General features: G+C 70.9%; 12 protein-coding genes and 2 pseudogenes. 5 read left to right on the forward strand and 9 right to left on the reverse strand.

Annotation, left to right across the window (positions count from 1 at the left end):
• Positions 1-195: 195 nt before the first annotated feature.
• Positions 196-1074, forward strand: coding sequence for a helix-turn-helix transcriptional regulator (locus tag E6U81_RS18265; protein WP_136231147.1), 879 nt, complete (start codon positions 196-198; stop codon positions 1072-1074).
• A 164-nt stretch (positions 1075-1238) separates the two neighbouring features.
• Here the strand turns inward: E6U81_RS18265 and E6U81_RS18270 are convergent, their stop codons facing one another.
• The 8 genes and pseudogenes from E6U81_RS18270 to E6U81_RS18300 form a co-directional block, all read right to left on the reverse strand.
• Positions 1239-1427, reverse strand: a complete 189-nt coding sequence (locus E6U81_RS18270) for a DUF4236 domain-containing protein (RefSeq protein ID WP_030821624.1) — start codon at positions 1425-1427, stop codon at positions 1239-1241.
• A gap of 286 nt (positions 1428-1713) precedes the next feature.
• On the reverse strand, positions 1714-2496 hold the full coding sequence (locus E6U81_RS41735) for a calcium-binding protein (RefSeq protein WP_276615812.1): 783 nt from the start codon (positions 2494-2496) through the stop codon (positions 1714-1716).
• A 95-nt stretch (positions 2497-2591) separates the two neighbouring features.
• The gene (locus E6U81_RS18280; RefSeq protein WP_136231148.1) at positions 2592-3374 is read right to left on the reverse strand and encodes a calcium-binding protein; all 783 of its coding nucleotides are present in this window, start codon (positions 3372-3374) and stop codon (positions 2592-2594) included.
• A 210-nt stretch (positions 3375-3584) separates the two neighbouring features.
• The gene (locus E6U81_RS18285) at positions 3585-4532 is read right to left on the reverse strand and encodes a DUF916 domain-containing protein (RefSeq protein WP_136231149.1); all 948 of its coding nucleotides are present in this window, start codon (positions 4530-4532) and stop codon (positions 3585-3587) included.
• A 59-nt stretch (positions 4533-4591) separates the two neighbouring features.
• Positions 4592-5038, reverse strand: a pseudogene (locus E6U81_RS41935) (beta-xylosidase); the annotation flags it as partial.
• A 45-nt stretch (positions 5039-5083) separates the two neighbouring features.
• Positions 5084-6538, reverse strand: a pseudogene (locus E6U81_RS18290) (RICIN domain-containing protein); the annotation flags it as partial.
• Positions 6539-6752: 214 nt separating this feature from the next.
• Positions 6753-7769, reverse strand: coding sequence for a DUF4073 domain-containing protein (locus tag E6U81_RS18295; RefSeq protein ID WP_136231151.1), 1017 nt, complete (start codon positions 7767-7769; stop codon positions 6753-6755).
• A gap of 165 nt (positions 7770-7934) precedes the next feature.
• Complete coding sequence (locus E6U81_RS18300) at positions 7935-9953, reverse strand: glycoside hydrolase (RefSeq protein WP_240803887.1); 2019 nt, start codon at positions 9951-9953, stop codon at positions 7935-7937.
• Positions 9954-10265: 312 nt separating this feature from the next.
• Here E6U81_RS18300 and E6U81_RS18305 point away from each other — a divergent pair, with 312 nt between their 5' ends.
• Positions 10266-11249 carry a LacI family DNA-binding transcriptional regulator gene (locus tag E6U81_RS18305; RefSeq protein ID WP_136231153.1) on the forward strand — a complete coding sequence of 328 codons (984 nt, stop codon included), beginning with the start codon at positions 10266-10268 and terminating at the stop codon, positions 11247-11249.
• Positions 11250-11259: 10 nt separating this feature from the next.
• On the opposite strand, the gene E6U81_RS18310 is transcribed toward E6U81_RS18305, so the two are convergent.
• Complete coding sequence (locus E6U81_RS18310; protein WP_136231154.1) at positions 11260-12510, reverse strand: ROK family transcriptional regulator; 1251 nt, start codon at positions 12508-12510, stop codon at positions 11260-11262.
• A 129-nt stretch (positions 12511-12639) separates the two neighbouring features.
• Here E6U81_RS18310 and E6U81_RS18315 point away from each other — a divergent pair, with 129 nt between their 5' ends.
• From E6U81_RS18315 to E6U81_RS18325, 3 genes are read left to right on the forward strand one after another with little or no spacing between them, the layout of a single operon-like run.
• Entirely contained in the window at positions 12640-13602 is a 963-nt protein-coding gene (locus tag E6U81_RS18315) for an SMP-30/gluconolactonase/LRE family protein (protein WP_136231155.1), read from the forward strand.
• Positions 13599-14228, forward strand: a complete 630-nt coding sequence (locus tag E6U81_RS18320; protein ID WP_136231156.1) for a bifunctional 4-hydroxy-2-oxoglutarate aldolase/2-dehydro-3-deoxy-phosphogluconate aldolase — start codon at positions 13599-13601, stop codon at positions 14226-14228. The genes E6U81_RS18315 and E6U81_RS18320 overlap by 4 nt, the downstream gene beginning before the upstream one ends.
• A complete protein-coding gene (locus tag E6U81_RS18325) occupies positions 14225-15166 on the forward strand; it encodes a sugar kinase (protein WP_136231157.1) in 942 nt (313 codons plus the stop codon). Before E6U81_RS18320 ends, E6U81_RS18325 begins: the two co-directional genes overlap by 4 nt.
• Positions 15167-15189: the final 23 nt, after the last annotated feature.

Raw genomic sequence — 15189 nt, forward strand, 5'->3', positions numbered from 1 at the left:
GCGGTCGGTTCCGGCGGATAGGTGGAAGGCTGTGGCATTCAGGTGAATTCTGCTCGGGCAGTGCACGCGGCTGCGCTCGCGGCCCGTGACACTCGGCAACGGGCCCGAGATCATCATTTCCCGCCGCATGACCCCGGCCCTGGCGCGGCAATTTCTGTGGCTGGTAGACAGTCCCGAGCCGGAGGTAGACCGCCCGTGGCGGTGAACGGAAACCCGACCGTCAGGCGACGCCGGCTGGGCGCGGAGCTGCGCCGGCTCCGTCTGGCCCGCGGCCTGACCAGTACGCAGGTGGCCGAACACCTGTTGATCTCCCAGCCCAAGGTCAGCCATCTGGAGACCGGCCGTCGCGGGATCAGCCCGCGCGATGTGCGGGACCTGTGCTGCCTCTACGGAGTCACGGACCGGCAGGTCGTCGACTCGTTGATGGAGATGGCCAGGGAATCGAACCGGCAGGGCTGGTGGGTCGCCTGCGGCGAAGTCCCTTACGCGGTCTACATCGGCCTGGAGACGGCAGCCGCGGCTGTCCGTTCCTATGAACCCCTGGTGGTCGCCGGCCTGCTGCAGACACCCGCCTACGCGGCAGCCGTCATTGAGGAAACGATCCCTTTGGCCACGGAGGAACAGATCGCCGTGCGACTTCAGGTGCGGCTACGCCGTCAGTCCCGCGCCCACCACCCGGCCCGCCCCTTCCGTTTAGCGGTTGTGCTGGACGAATCCGCCCTGCGCCGGGTGGTCGGCAGTCCCGAGATCATGCGCGAACAACTGGAATACCTGATCCGCCTCGGCGAGCAGCCGCACATCACCCTCCAGGTCCTCCCGCACAGGGCGGGAGCCCACCCGGGACTCTCTGGACAGTTCTCCATCCTCGACTTCCCGGACACCGCCACGGGCACGGTGTATCTGGAGCGGTTCACCAGCGACCTCTACCTGGAGAAACGATCCGACGTGCGGCACTACAGAGCCATGTTCGACCACCTCCGGAGCCAGGCCCTGACCCCGGAGCACACCCGCCGCTTCATCACCCGCGCCGCCCAGGAGCTGTCGCCCGCCGCATCGCCGGCCGGCGGACTCTGAGAACGGCGAGCCCGCACCCCCGGCCGGGGGTGCGGGCTCGCTCGGATTCGGGCCGCCGGGATCACGCGGGGCGGCCGGGCGCCTCCCACGGGCGGTGCACATCAAGCGGTGAGCCCCCGGCCGTGCGACCGGGGGCTCGTGGATGCGCCGCGCACCCTCGCGGGTCAGCCCCGGCTCTTGCGCCAGCCGAACGGGCCGGGGAGGTCCACCGATGTGGTCCGGCGTCCGGTGCTGCTGTGGGTACGGCGGGGGCCGTACTTGCCGCCGCCGGTGGTGATCGACCACGACTTGCGATTGATGTTGAGCCGGACACCGGGCAGGATCCTGAAGCTCTTGCGGAATGTCAGCGGCATGACGTCTCACTTCCCAGGTGTGCGTGGTCACGGACGGCCCGACTGTGCCTGCACTCAGGCCCGTTGGCATGCGTGTGTCCCGCGGCGCCCGTTCCATGCGCCTGCGGTCCGAGCCGGTCCTCGGGCAGGGCCGTAGAACTCGATTCTTCTGCCGGACCGTTCGGGACCTTGACGTTCGCCGCCAGGGACGATCTGGCCGCCCCGACGTACTTCGTGATCGGCGACACGGCTCTCCAGGTCCATCCCTGAGTGATGCGAGGGCGGGGCCCGCACACAGGCCCTTGCATCAGGGGCAGTTGACCATCGCGTCGCCGGTGTCGCGGGTGCAGGAGTCGAACGCCGGCCCGCCGTCGAGGCTGTCGTTGGCGTTGACGCCGTCGACGGCGGCAAGGGTGTCGCTGCCCTCGCCGCCGCTGAGGGTGTCGTTTCCGCCCTCCCCGGTCAGGGTGTCGTTTCCGGCGTCGCCGTTGAGGGTGTCGTTGCCCTCGTTCCCGTTGAGGGTGTCGTTTCCGGGCCCGCCGTTGATGGTGTCGTTTCCGCCGAGGCCGAAGATGGTGTCGTTGCCCGGGCCGCCGTTGATGGTGTCGTTGCCGGGGGTCGCTGCGGTGAGACCGGTGGCTCCGGCCGGTTCGTCGCCGACGATCCGGTCGGCGTGAGGGCCGCCGTTGAGCCGGTCCTTTCCGCTGCCTCCGTACAGGGTTGCCGGGGCGTCGAGGTTCGGGGAGAGCGAGATGGTGTCGTCACCGTCCTGCCCGCGGGCCTGCACGTCCGTCGGGAGCGGGCACGCCACGGTGTCGTGTGCGCGGGGCTTGCAGGGCGCCGAGGCGCGTACCTCGGCGGCGGTGTCCGACACGAGGACGATGTCGCCCTGGCGGCGGACGGTGATGTCGTTGTCCACCCCCTGACCGGCGGTGACGAGCAGGGTGCCTGCCGACATCTCGACCACCGTGGCGCCCGCGTGGTCGCGAGACTCGGAGGTGAGGGGTGCCGCCGAGGCGGCGGTGCCGGCCGACGCGGCGCACAGGAGTGCTGCCGCGGCGAGTGACGCGGATATGTGTCGCACTGCCATGTTCGTGTGTCTCCCTCGTCGTCAGTAGGCGTGCATCGTCGGCATGTACATCGGGGGCAGGCTTTCGTGCGGTCGCCCCGGCTCCCTCGCGCCCGTCACGGGCATTCGGTGACGCTGTCGCCGAGGTCGGCGCGGCAGGCGTCGTTCTGGTCGCCCCCACGCACGTAGTCGTTGCCGCCGACCTCGTCGACGGCGTCGAGGTCGTCTCGGCCCGGACCGCCGTCGACGAAGTCGTTGCCGCTTCCCGCGATCACGCGGTCATTGCCGTTGCCTCCGCTCACCACGTCGTTCCCCCCGCCCGCGTTGATGAGGTCGGAGCCACTGCGGCCCTCGATCGAGTCGTTGCCGGGCCCGCCGAAGAGCCGGTCGGCGCCGCTGGAACCGGTGAGCGTGTCGTTGCCCCCTCCTCCGGAGAGGAAGTCGGCGCCTTCGTCTCCCTCCAGGGTGTCGTTGGCGCTGCCGCCGTGGAGGCTGTCGTCCCCCGAGCCGCCGACCAGGGTCACCCCCAGGCTCTCCAGGAACGACGTCACATCGTCCGCCTGGTCACCGGCATGGACGACGAGCTCGGTGAGGGTGCCCGCCCCCGGGCACACGGCCTCATGGGTGCTGACCGCAGTGCAGCCGCCCAGGGCGGCCACGGTGTCGCCGGTGTCCCTCACCCGGATGGTGTCGCCGGCCTGCCAAACGGAGATGGTGTTGCTCAGTCCCACGGCGGCGGTGACCGTGATGGACGTGCCGGTCCTGCTCACCAGCGTGCCGTCCGCCGTCGCGGCGGGCGTAGGCATGCCAGGAGCCGCTGCCGAGGGGCCGGCGAGGGTCAGCGTGAGGCCGAGTGCGGCCGTCACGTATGCGATGGTGCGGGACAACACCTTGTCCATGATCTTCCTCCCCAAAATCAACCACGTTTCAACGCATCGGAACAAAATCAAACGTTGGATCGGGATGAGACTGGGGGGCCGGGAGGCCGGTGTCAAGCGGGGTCCGTTCCGCCCCCGCCGCCGCGCGCGCCTCTGACCTGTGCAGATCTGCAGTGAATGGAACGCGCACGGAACGGGCTTCGGCCAAATGTCGGCTCGATCGCGCGGGCGTCAGTCGCGGGCGGCAGCCCGCGCCGCGCGGGCGGCCCTGCGCCGCCGGAGGAGCCACCAGGCGGCCGCCGGCAGCGCCAGGCATGCCGCGATGAGCCATGGGATCCGCAGGAAGCCGTCGGTTCCCGAACCGCGGACGTCGGCCGCGCTCGCCGTGACGGTGATCTGCCCCCAGCCGGCGAAGGGGGCTCCCGCCCAGGTCTCGGTGAGTCGGACCTTCTGCCCAGGGAGCAGCTCGGCCGGTACGTTGGCGAGCCGCCGTTCGCCGGGCCCTCCCAGAACCGCGCCGCCGACGCGGAGGGAGACCCCGGGCGCGAGTTTCGTGTTTCCCGTGTTGTGCAGGGTGTAGGCGACGGTCGACTCGCTGGTGCCGGTCCACGGTATCTGCGGGCTCCGTGCCGTGAACCGCACGTCCTCGACGATCAGGGCGGGTTGCTGCGGTCCGTCGACGCGCAGATAGATCCTGGCGCCGACACCGCGCTGTACGCCCAGATGGGAGCCGTCGGCAGGCCGGACGCGGGTGTCGACCGCGACGAGGGCGCCCACGTGGTCGCCGGGCGAGGCGTCGTGGGGAACGGTGAGGGAGATTCCGACCGTAACCGCTGAGCGGGCCGGCACGGTGATGGTGTCCTGCTCCGGCTTTCCCCAGGCTCCCACGTCCCGCTGGGTTTCCTCGATGCCGCGTACGCCCAGGCCGCCGTCGCGTTCGGTGTTGTGGGCGTCGGCGACGTAGAGGCGGAACGTCAGGGGTGCGGCGGTGGTGTTGGTGACGACCGCGCGGTCGGTGAGCGTCGTGCCGGGCTGGGCCGGCAGTTCGAAGGCTGCGCGCGGCGTGATCGCGGAGTCCGCGGGGCGGACCGACCATTCGCCGTTGTCCGCTGCCCCGGCCGGTGCGGGGGAAAGAGTCGTCAGGGCAAGGAGGAGCAGGGCAACGAAAGCGGTGCGCATGGCTGGTCGGCTTTCCGGGCGCCGCGTGCCGGACGCAGGAGTCCGGCACGCGGGCGCTGTCAGAGGAGGGTGAGGGTGAGTACGCCGGCGTAGCTGCCGACGGGGGTGTACTTCGGGATGTCGAGGGACACGGTGGCGTCGGCTGCGAACTCGCCGCCCGTCAGATCACCGGCGACGGCGGAGGCCAGGGTTGCGCCGTCCTTGCCGACGACACCGGGGCTGCCCGCCGCGCACGTGCTGGGACTGTCGCTCCGGGTGGAGCACACAGGGGTCCAGGTGAGCCGGTTGGCGTCGATCTTCCCGCGCGGGCCGCCGAAGTCGGTGACCTTGCCGGTGAGCGACCAGCCCGCTGTGCCGCCGCGGAAGTCCTTCACGGTGACGCTGCCCAGCTGCCCGTTCGCCGTTCCGCCGGTACCGAAGTCGACCGGGGGCAGCCGGACGGGGTCCGCCGTGGTGGCCATGGTCAGTACGCCGGCTCCGACCGTCGCGGTGAGCTGCCGCTCGGCCGTACCGGGGGCCGGCGGGTCGGTGGGGTCGGTCGGGTCAGCAGGGCCGGCGGCGGAGACCTTCCAGGCCTGACCGGGAGAATCGCCGCATGCGGACTGGACGATCCCGGCGCCGGCCGCAGTGGATCCGCCGCGAACGGCGAGGCACTTGCTGCTGTGCTTGGCGACGATGCGTACGTACCCGTCGGCGAGCGTCTCGAAGCGCCAGCGCTGGTTGTCCCCCCAGCCGCAGTCGTACTGCTTGACCTCGGCGCCGTCAGCGGTGGACTTGTCCGCCACGTCCAGACACTTCCCGCTGTGCTGGGCGAGGACGCGCACGTAGCCGTTGCTGTTGTCGGTGAACCGCCACTGGCTGTTCAGTGCATCAGCCGCGCAGGTCTCCTGAGTCACCGCCACCTGGTTGTCGGAGGAACTGCCCGGCACGGTCACGCAGGCGCTGGTCCCCTTGCCCGTGATCGTCTGGGGGTCGCCCCCGGAGCCGGACACCCGGCCCGTCGCGGTGTCGATGGAGACCTGGGGGTACCAGGGAAGGATCATGGTCGTGGCCGTGGGGAACGCCAGCGGCAGCCATACGTACGTGGAGTCGTTGACGTGCTTGGGGTCGGACCAGGCGCCGGCCCACCGGTCTCCCATGTAGAGGAAGGAGGTGGTGTCACTGCCTTCCACGGGCAGCACGAACGCCGTCTGGGAGTGGTGGCCGTTGTGGCTTCCGACGTCCTTCATGGATGACCAGGGTCCTGCCAGGCTGGTGGCGGTGGCGTACTTCTGCTGGTTGGGGTCCCAGTAGCTGGTCCCGGAGGTGAGCATGAAGTAGACGTCGCCCCGCTTGAACAGGGCCGGCGATTCCCGGTGCTGGCCCGGCCAGGGGTTCGCCACGAGGTCTTTCACCTGGGTGTAGTCGTCGCTGAGTTCATAGATGTGCAGGTCCGCGTTGTTGTTGGCCGCGGAGATCATGTAGGCCTTGCCCGCCGCCTTGTCCTCGTACACGGTGATGTCGCGGGACATGTGCTCCGCGCCGGAGGCGTCCTTCGGACGGAAGGACCCCTTCCAGGTGTAGGGGCCGTCCACGGTGGAGGAGACGGCTACGGCGGCCCGGGCCTCGGCGTAGGAGTCGTCGGCCTCCTTGTGCATCCACATGACGAACTGTCCGGTCTTCTCGTTGTAGAGGACCTTGGGCCGTTCGATCACGGCGGAGCGGATCTCGGGGTCGGCCTCCTGCGTCAGGGCGTGGCCGCGGGGCTCCCAGTTCTTCAGGTCTTTGGAGCGGTAGGTCGATATGTAGCGGAACTTGTTGTCGTCGCCGCGATTCTCCCCGAACCAGTAGTAGTAGTCGTCGACCTTGATCACGCCGCCGCCGTGTGCCTGCACCCCTTGCCCCCCGGTGTCGGGGAACTGGGTGCCGGGCTCGGTGGTGACGGGCGCCGCCAGCGCCGTCGGCGCTCCACCCAGCACGGGGAGGAGCAGGCTCAGGCCGACGAGGACGGATCTCATTCTTCGCATGCAGATCCTTGATGTCACCGCGCGCGCCGGTCCCCGCACACAGGGGAGTCCCGCTCCCCATGTGCACAGGAACCAACATTTCTGCGCGTGAACCAACAATTTAGAGCAGAGGCTGGTGCATCCGCCCCCCTGTGTCAACGGTTCGTAAACAAATTCGACATTCCGTGCATCACTCTCGACCGCAGCGTCACCTTCGGGGGCATTCCTGCAGGCGTCAGATCGCGGTCGCCAGCGGAACCGAGATCTGCTTCAGCCATGAACCGGCCGCGAAATCCCGTGCTTTGATGACCACGCGGTCGCGGTGCACCTCGACCTGGAGGCCCTGGTTGAAGACGCCCGGTACCGTGCTCTCGCCCCCCTGGCCGTTGTCGGCGAAGCCGGTCTGCACGGCCCCCGTGTTGATCACCGAAAACCCGTCCAGGTTCGCCGTGCCGGGTACGACGCGCCGCACGTACCAGTCGGACAGGGCCAGGTCCCAGTGCGTGTGACCGCTGAAGAGGAACACGTCGCGGTAGCGCCCCAACAGTCCGAGGAGCGCGTCCGCCTGGAGGTAGTCACTCAGGTAGAGCTTGTTCCGGGTGCCGGAGACCGTGTTCGGCAGCGGGTGGTGAGTGATCACCATGACCGGCCTGCGGCGCTTGGACCAGTGGCGCAGGCGCTGTTCCAGCCACCGCAACTGACCTTCGCTCAACCACACTTCGTCCCAGAGCTGCGGATCGTGGTAGTGCACGTACCGTTCCGTGCCGATGGTGAGGACGGGTATGCCGCCGAAGGTGGTCTCGGCGTACACCGTGCCCCGCCCGGCGAACCGGTGGAAGCTGCGGAACAGGGAGTCCTCCGTGGCGCCGTTGGGCCACGTGGCCAGAGAGAGCGTCTGCGGATCGGCGTACTTGGGGACGTAGAACTCGTGGTTCCCGATGGCCCACGCGACTTCACGCGGACGCGGGCCGCGCTCCAGTACCTGCCGGACCGCCGCGTACTCGAAATCGTAGCCGCGCGGAGTGATGTCACCGGCGACCGCGAGCCCCGCGCCGTGCGGGGCGGTGGCCCGGATGTCCCGGAGGGCGACGGCGAAGTCGTGCAGGTCGCCCTGGATGTCGCTGATGACGTTGAACGTGCACAGCGGTGCGGTGGGGGAGTGGCCGGAGGGCTGCGCCGAGGCCGGCGACGAGGTCACGGTGCCGAGGGCTGCGGCGCCGGCTGCCGCGCTGAACAGAGACCTGCGTTTCACGTGGGTTGTCCTTCCGATGGTGTGGCCGCTCGGGGCGGCGGAACACCGCATGTTTACGCAACCAAGGCGGCCGACGCGTTAATGCCGGGCAACGCTTCCCTCCGGACGGGCACGCTGCTGGCGGCGCGGGACCCGCTGCCGGAGCGAGCGTCTCGGCCATCGGTGCTACCTGCCCGACGGGTTCCCGCGGAAGGTCCAGGACTGGTTCCGCCCGGTGTTGGGCCGGTAGGCGCCGACCGGGGCGCCGGTCGCGGTGGAGGCGCCGGTGACGTCGAGGAGAGTGCCGGTCGCGCTGTTGACCAGGGTGTGGTGTCCGTCTCCGGAGGTGGACAGCATCCACTGCTGCTGAGCGGACGGCCCCGGGGGGCTCAGGGTGAGTACGCCGTCGGCGACGGCCAGGGCCCGCCCACTGCCCGCGTTCGTCACGCGGTAGGAGGCCGTGCTGCTCCAGTCGCCGGGCACCGACCTGGTGAGGGTCCACTGCTGTGCGGGCTCGAACGGGTCCGGGCGGTTCTGGACGAGCGCACTGCCGGCTCCCGGCGGGGCGGCGGTGAGGGCAAGGCCGCTGTGATCGTTGACGAGGAGCCGGGGACCGGCGGCGGGTGTCGTCCTCTCGGGGTCGACGCCGGAGGCACCCGGTATGACGAGGGTTGTGACCGAGCGGGGGTCGAGGGTCACGGTCAGGTGTTTGCCGGTGATGGAGACATCGGCCTCCCTGCGGACGTTGCGGGTCGCGTCCGTGGTGTAGCGCTGCACCGGTGCGGAAGAGACATCACGGAAGCCGGTGAGGTCCAGCGCGATCGTCCGGGCCGAACCCGTGGGGTTGGTGTGGACCACGACCGCCCCCTGCCCCCCGGGGCGCAACGCAGCCAGGGTGTGGCTGCTGTCCGTGCCGATGAGGCGGGCGCCGGGCCGGATGAACCGGCTGTACTGGGCCATCGCCCAGTACTTCTTGTTCTTGCGCAGTGGCTCCTCGGCGGCGTTGGCCGGAGTGAAGTCGGTCTGGATGAGACCCCAGTTGGAGTTCTCGTGGGCCGGGGTCATGTTCTCGTAGTCCTCCACGGCCTGCCACAGCACCCAGGCCCGCGGTTCGAGCCGGGTGAGGTCGTCGGAGATGCGTTCGGCGAGGTCGAGGGCCGGGCTCATGTCGGTGAAGTTCTGCGGGACCCTGCCCCCGAGGTCCACCTCCGACATCCACAGCGGTGTGTGCGAACCCTTGGCGATGTCCCGTGCCCCGCTGCGCCCACTCGTGCCGTAGGTGTGGGTGTTGAGCCGGCCGATGGCGGAGCGGACCGTGCTGCCGTAACTGTCCCAGTTGGCGCGGAACATGTCCGGGTCGGTCTCGTCCATCGCTGCGACAGCGGTGCGCAGACCGCTGCGGTCCAGCTCGGCGCGCAGCGCCGTGATCACGCGGGCCTGGGAGTCGGGGGCCCAGTGCGAGCCTTCCTGGAGTCCGCCTGCGCGCCAGTAGGCGGTGCCCGGCTCGTTGACGGGCGAGACGGACGCGAAGGTGACGCCCGTGCTGTTCTGTACGCGCTGCAGGGCTCCGGCCAGATAGGCGGCGAAGCGCTCGTACTGGTCGGGGCGGAGATTGTCCTGCCAGGGGTCGACCGCACCTGAGACGAGTCCGCTGCGGGTCATGAAGTACGGCGGGGAGTTCGAGAAGGCCTCGAAGGTGTCGGCCCCCCGGGTCCTGGCCGCCTTGAGCCACCAGCGCTGGTTGCCGTCGGCGTAGGGGTCCCAGTGATCGGGGTTGTCGGGGTCCCAGCCGTCGGGTGTGTCGGGGTCGGGCTGTTTCCAGTGGCCGGGTACGGCCGCGCCGGCGCGCATGTAGGGCTCGGTGGTCGGACTGTCGCCACCGCCGATGTTGTAGCGGGCGATGGTGAGGCCGAGTCCGTCGGCGCCGAAGAGGGCGTCGGCGAGCCGGTTGCGCTGGGCGTCGGGCCAGCCGCCCGTGACGTTGGCGAACCAGGCGAGTGCGGTGCCCCATCCCTCGAACGGCGCCTGCTGGTAACCGGGATCGAGCCGGACGGGGACTGCGGCGGCCCGGACGGGGCCGGCTGAGGCCGACGGTGACGCCGCACCACCGACCAGGAGCGCGGCGACGGCCGCGAGCGAGAGCGCTGGGGCGGTGCGCATGTGGCGGCGGGCCAAGTCCCGGGGCCTGGTTCTGGGTTCGAGCACAGCTGGTCTCCTGTCGGGAGCGGTACGCGGGGAAGGACGCCCGGCTGAGCCGCAGGGGCAGCTTGGCTGCGAGGCATCCCGGCGAATGTTTGCGTTAACATCGTGTTGCGGGGAGTGTCGAAGCGGTGGGTGGAGGTGTCAAGAGAACCGGCGAGTAGCGTGAGGGAGCCGCCCAGTGCGTGCGCAGCGGTAGCATCCGTACGGAGTGCACCGCGCGCTCATACGGAGCAGGGGGCAGGAGGCCGGGTTCACATGTCGCGAGAGGTCGGCTCCAGGACGCCGCGGTCGCGTCCGCGCCGCCAGTCGCCTTCGATGGCCGATGTCGCTGCGATGGCGGGGGTCTCGGCGCAGACGGTCTCCCGCGTGGCCAACAACCGGGACAATGTCGATGCGTCCACCCGGGAGCGGGTGCTGGCGGCGATGAAGATGCTCGGGTACCGGCCCAACACGGCGGCCCGGGCGCTGGTCACCGGTCGGTTCGGCACGCTGGGGGTCATCAGTTTCGACATCAGCGCCTACGGCAATGCCAGCACCTTCGCGGCCATCTCCGACGCCGCCCGCGAGGCGGACCTCTCCGTGAACTTCATGGGGGCCCGGGCCCAGACCGGAGCCGCCGTACGTCAGGCGTTCCAGCAGCTGATGGTCCAGTCCGTGGACGGCATCATCCTCATCGAGTCGCAGATACTGGACACCCCCGAGCTCCGGCTGCCGTCCGGTGTCCCCGTGGTCTTCGCCGACGGAGACACGGGCCACCGCTACGCCAACGTCGACATCGACCAGGCCGAAGGCACCCGCAGCGTCGTGGCGCACCTGCTGGGCCTCGGCCACCGTACGGTCTGGCACGTCGCGGGGCCCCGCGACTCCTACGCGGCGCGCCGCCGGGCCGAGGCGTGGCACCGTTCGCTCAAGGATGCGGGCGCTGCCGTACCGCCGCTGCTCTACGGTGACTGGACCGCGGCCTCCGGGTATCGCGCGGGGCGTGAACTGGCCGGCCGCCCGGAAGTGACCGCGATCTTCGCCGCCAACGACCAGATGGCCCTCGGCGTCATGCGCGCCCTGCAGGAGGTGGGGCGGAGCGTGCCGCAGGACGTGAGCGTGACCGGATTCGACGACGTTCCCGAGGCCCCGTTCTTCCCCGCCCCCCTCACCACCGTCCGGCAGGACTTCGACGCGGTGGGCCGCCACTGCGTCACTCTGCTCCTGGAGCAGATCGCCGGTGGGACGGACCGCCCGCGCCAGGCATCGGTGGCACCCGTTCTGGTGGTGCGCGAGAGCACGGCGCCGCCGGCCGGTTGACGGGCCGCTCTCAGGACGTCCGGGCTCTCGCCGCCTTGGCGGCACGGCGCCCCGCGGCCACGGTGCCGAAGGTCTCGCGGTCGTCGAGAAAGCCCTCGAGGGCGAAGGTGGCGGCTCCGAGCGTCACCGGGTTGTCCGGCACGGTGCTGCGCTGGAAGGTGAGCGTCTGGAGCGTCGCCTGCAGCGCGTGCGCCGCGATGACGTCGCGGGTCTGCCGCAGGAGCGGATCGCCGAGCCGATCGGCCACCCAGCCGCCCAGTACCAGGGTCTGGGGATTGAACAGGTTGAGCAGATCGGCCGCTGCCTCGCCCAGATGGCGGGCGGTTCGTGCAACCGTCTCAGCCGCCACTGCGTCGCCCTCCGCCATGGCGTTGGCGACCTTGGTGACCACGGCGTCCTCGTCGGCGTCCAGGAACGGGCTGTCCGCGTCCAGTTCCCGCACGGTGTCGGCGATGCCCCGGGTGCTGACGTAGGCCTCGACGCAGCCCTGCCTGCCGCACCTGCATTCCCGGCCGCCGCGGACCAGGCACGTGTGTCCCCATTCGCCGGCGCTGTTGGTGGCGCCCCGGTAGAGCGCCCCGTCGACCGCGATGCCTGCCCCGACGCCGGCCCGGAGGGTCAGTACGACGAGGTCGTCGACCTCGCGTCCGGCGCCGAACCACATCTCGGCGACGGTGGCGGCCTTGAGCGGGTTGTCCAGGTAGAGGGGCATCGCCAGGCGCTCGGCGAGAAGGGAGCGCAGGGGTACATCCCGCCAGGACCAGTAGGGCGAGAAGACGGACACGCCGCCCTCGCGTTCCACGAAGCCGGGAATGCTGATCCCCGCGCCGAGGATGCGCGGGGGTGCGTCCGCTGCGCCCAGGAGCCCCTCCACCCCGGCCACGATGGTGTCGATGACGTGGTCCGGCCGGACATCCGCCTGCGGCAACGGCAGCCGCACGCTGCTCAGCACGGTCAGCGCCAGATCGAACAGTTCGACCTCGACGGACGTTTCCGCCACGTCGATCCCGATCAGAGCTCCTCGGTCCGGGTTGACCGCCAGGCGGGCCCGCGGGCGTCCTCCCTGGGAGTCCTCGCGGCCGGCCTCGCGGAGAACCCCCGCCTCCAGCAGCTCGGCCACCAGATTGGCGGCGGTCGCGAAGGACAGTCCCGTCGCCGCGGCGATCTCCTGTCGGCTCACCGGGCCCGGGGCGGCGAAGACGCAGCGCAAGGCGTCGAACCGGTTGCGTCTGCGGATGTCCTGCGCGGTGCGTTTCGCCATGAAGCGCGCTTCCTTCCCGTCATGCCAAGGCCCTGTCTCCCCGCCGAGCTTATTCCATGCATTGGAAGATGAGTATTTACATGGGTTAGAAGAACTCTTAGAGTTTCGTCGCCGAGAGAGGAGCGACACATGCACCTGACCGCACTGCCCTGCGCGCCCGGGCCGGGACGGCTGACCGAAGGACCCGTCTGGCACGCCGCCCACGGCGACCTGCTGTGGGTGGACATCACCGCGGGACTTGTCCACCGGGGCGACCTGGTGGACCGCGACGACGACAGCGGCCTCCCGGATCTGCGTCTGACGACCACCGTGGGTCTCGACCGACCCGTGGGAGCCGTCGCGCCCTGCGCATCCGGCGGGCTCATCGCGGCCGCAGGAACCACCTTCCTGCGGATCGACGAGGCCGGAGCGGTGTCGGAGTTCGTGGCCCCCGCCGTGCCTGACGACGGGACGCCGAGGCGGATGAACGACGCCAAATGCGATCCCCGGGGCCGGTTGCTGGCCGGGACCATGGCGTACGACACGACCGCCGAGGCGGGCGCCCTGTACCGCCTCGACCCCGACGGCACGGTGACGACTCTGCTGGGGCAGGTCTCGATATCCAACGGCCTCGGCTGGAGCCCCGACGGCCGGCAGTTGTACTACGCGGACAGCCCGACGCGCCGCGTCGACGTCTTCGACTACGACGCCGCGACCGGGGCCCTTTCCAACCGCCGTCCCTTCGCCGACACCGGACCCGCGGGCCTGCCCGACGGCCTGGCGGTCGACGCCGAAGGGCGGGTCTGGGTCGCGGTGTGGGGGGCCGGGCAGGTCAGGGCCTACACCGCGGACGGCGAACTGCACGCCGTCGTGACCGTGCCCGCCTCCCAGGTGTCCAGCTGCGCCTTCGCCGGCCCCGGCCTCGACCTGCTCATGATCACCACTGCCGCCGATGGGCTGACGGCCCGACAGCTCGCGGCCGAGCCCGACGCCGGCCGGATCTTCGTCTGCCGACCCGGCACCCGGGGCATGCCGGTCCCGCCGTTCGCCGACGACCCGGCGCGCGCCTCCTCGTACCCCACCAGCCCTCACGAACACCGAGGTTCCGTATGACGACCGACCTGACGCACGCACTCGCCGTGGCCCCCGTGATAGCCATCCTGCGCTCAGGATCGCCCCGCCACTTCGCCGCCACCGCCGATGCCCTCCACGAAACGGGCATCCGGGCCATGGAGTTCACCCTGACCACACCCGGCGTCCTGCACGCGCTGCGCGAATACGCCGAGTCCAAGCCGGCCGGTACCGCCCTCGGAGCGGGAACCGTCTTGACACCGGCCGACGCCATGCGCGCCGTGGAGGCCGGTGCCACCTACCTCATCACCCCGGCCACCTGCCTGGACGTCATCCGAGAGGCCCGCCGCCTGGGCGTTCCGGTGATCCCCGGGGCGCTGACACCGAGCGAGATCGTGGCGACGTGGCATGCGGGAGCCACCATGGTCAAGCTCTTCCCCGCCTCGGCCGGCGGCCCTGACTACCTGCGGGCCGTCCGGGCACCCCTGCCGCACGTCCCCCTCGTTCCCACCGGAGGAATCGGCCTCGACCAGGCCCCCGCCTACCTCGCCGCCGGGGCGACCGCCCTCGGCATGGGCTCTCCGCTGATCGGGGACGCCTGTGAGGGCGGAGACCTGGACGCCCTCCGGGAACGCGGCACCACCCTGCTGGACGGCATCCGCTCATGAGCGCCCTCGTCACCCTCGGGGAAGTCATGGCCGTCCTGGCCACCGACCGGCCCGGCCCGCTCGCCACCGGGACCTCGCTCCGCCTGGGATTCGCGGGTGCGGAGGCCACGGTCGCGATCGGCGTCAGCCGACTGGGCCACCGGGCTTCCTGGACCGGACGGGTCGGGGCCGACAGCGCGGGAAGGATGATCCTCGACGGGCTGCGCGGTGAGGGCGTGGACGTCACCCGCGCGCGCGTCGACGACACCGCGCCGACCGGACTCATGCTGCGCGAACGCCGCACCCCTGACCACACACGCGTGGCCTACTACCGTCACGGTCTCGCAGGCTCGCGCCTCGCACCGCAGGACATCGACCCCGAACGCGTCGGCGCCGCCCGCATCCTGCACATCACCGGGATCACCCCCGCCCTCGGCGCCGGACCCCGGGCCGCCGTTCGGCACGCCGTGGACATCGCGCACGCCGCGGGCGTCACCGTCAGCCTGGATCTCAACTACCGCGCGCGGCTGTGGACCCGGCAGGAGGCCGCCGCCGAACTGGCCGATCTCGTGGCCCGCGCGGACATCGTCTTCGCCGGCCCCGACGAGGCCACCCTGATCGTCCCCGAGGCGGAGCCCATCGCCATGGCCCGCGCCCTGATCACCCGCGGGCCGCGCGAAGCCGTCGTGAAACTCGGCGCCCGCGGAGCCCTCGCGGCCACCCACGACGGCGAGGCGGTCCAGGACATCGTGCCGGTCACCCCGGTGGACCCGATCGGGGCCGGCGACGCCTTCGTCGCCGGATACCTCGCCGGACACCTCGACGGCGCGCCGCTCCCCGGGCGGCTCCGGCTCGCCGCGACCTGCGGGGCCTTCGCGGTGGCCGCGCCCGGCGACTGGGAGGGACTTCCCCGTCGCGCCGAACTGGACCTCCTCCACGGCGAAGACATCGTCCGCTGACCCGCGCGGCCTCCCCGCCGCTC

Origin of the sequence: Streptomyces sp. A0592 (genome assembly GCF_004795115.1) — a bacterium.
Lineage (GTDB): Bacteria > Actinomycetota > Actinomycetes > Streptomycetales > Streptomycetaceae > Streptomyces > Streptomyces erythrochromogenes.

Excerpts from the sequence above, each read along its gene's own strand:
- E6U81_RS18305 (WP_136231153.1), top strand. The coding sequence starts at position 10,266 with ATGGCCGATGTCGCTGCGATGGCGGGGGTCTCGGCGCAGACGGTCTCC.
- E6U81_RS18315 (WP_136231155.1), top strand. The coding sequence starts at position 12,640 with ATGCACCTGACCGCACTGCCCTGCGCGCCCGGGCCGGGACGGCTGACC.
- E6U81_RS18270 (WP_030821624.1), bottom strand. The coding sequence starts at position 1,427 with ATGCCGCTGACATTCCGCAAGAGCTTCAGGATCCTGCCCGGTGTCCGG.
- E6U81_RS18285 (WP_136231149.1), bottom strand. The coding sequence starts at position 4,532 with ATGCGCACCGCTTTCGTTGCCCTGCTCCTCCTTGCCCTGACGACTCTT.
- E6U81_RS41735 (WP_276615812.1), bottom strand. The coding sequence starts at position 2,496 with ATGGCAGTGCGACACATATCCGCGTCACTCGCCGCGGCAGCACTCCTG.
- E6U81_RS18325 (WP_136231157.1), top strand. The coding sequence starts at position 14,225 with ATGAGCGCCCTCGTCACCCTCGGGGAAGTCATGGCCGTCCTGGCCACC.
- E6U81_RS18310 (WP_136231154.1), bottom strand. The coding sequence starts at position 12,510 with ATGGCGAAACGCACCGCGCAGGACATCCGCAGACGCAACCGGTTCGAC.
- E6U81_RS18320 (WP_136231156.1), top strand. The coding sequence starts at position 13,599 with ATGACGACCGACCTGACGCACGCACTCGCCGTGGCCCCCGTGATAGCC.
- E6U81_RS18280 (WP_136231148.1), bottom strand. The coding sequence starts at position 3,374 with ATGGACAAGGTGTTGTCCCGCACCATCGCATACGTGACGGCCGCACTC.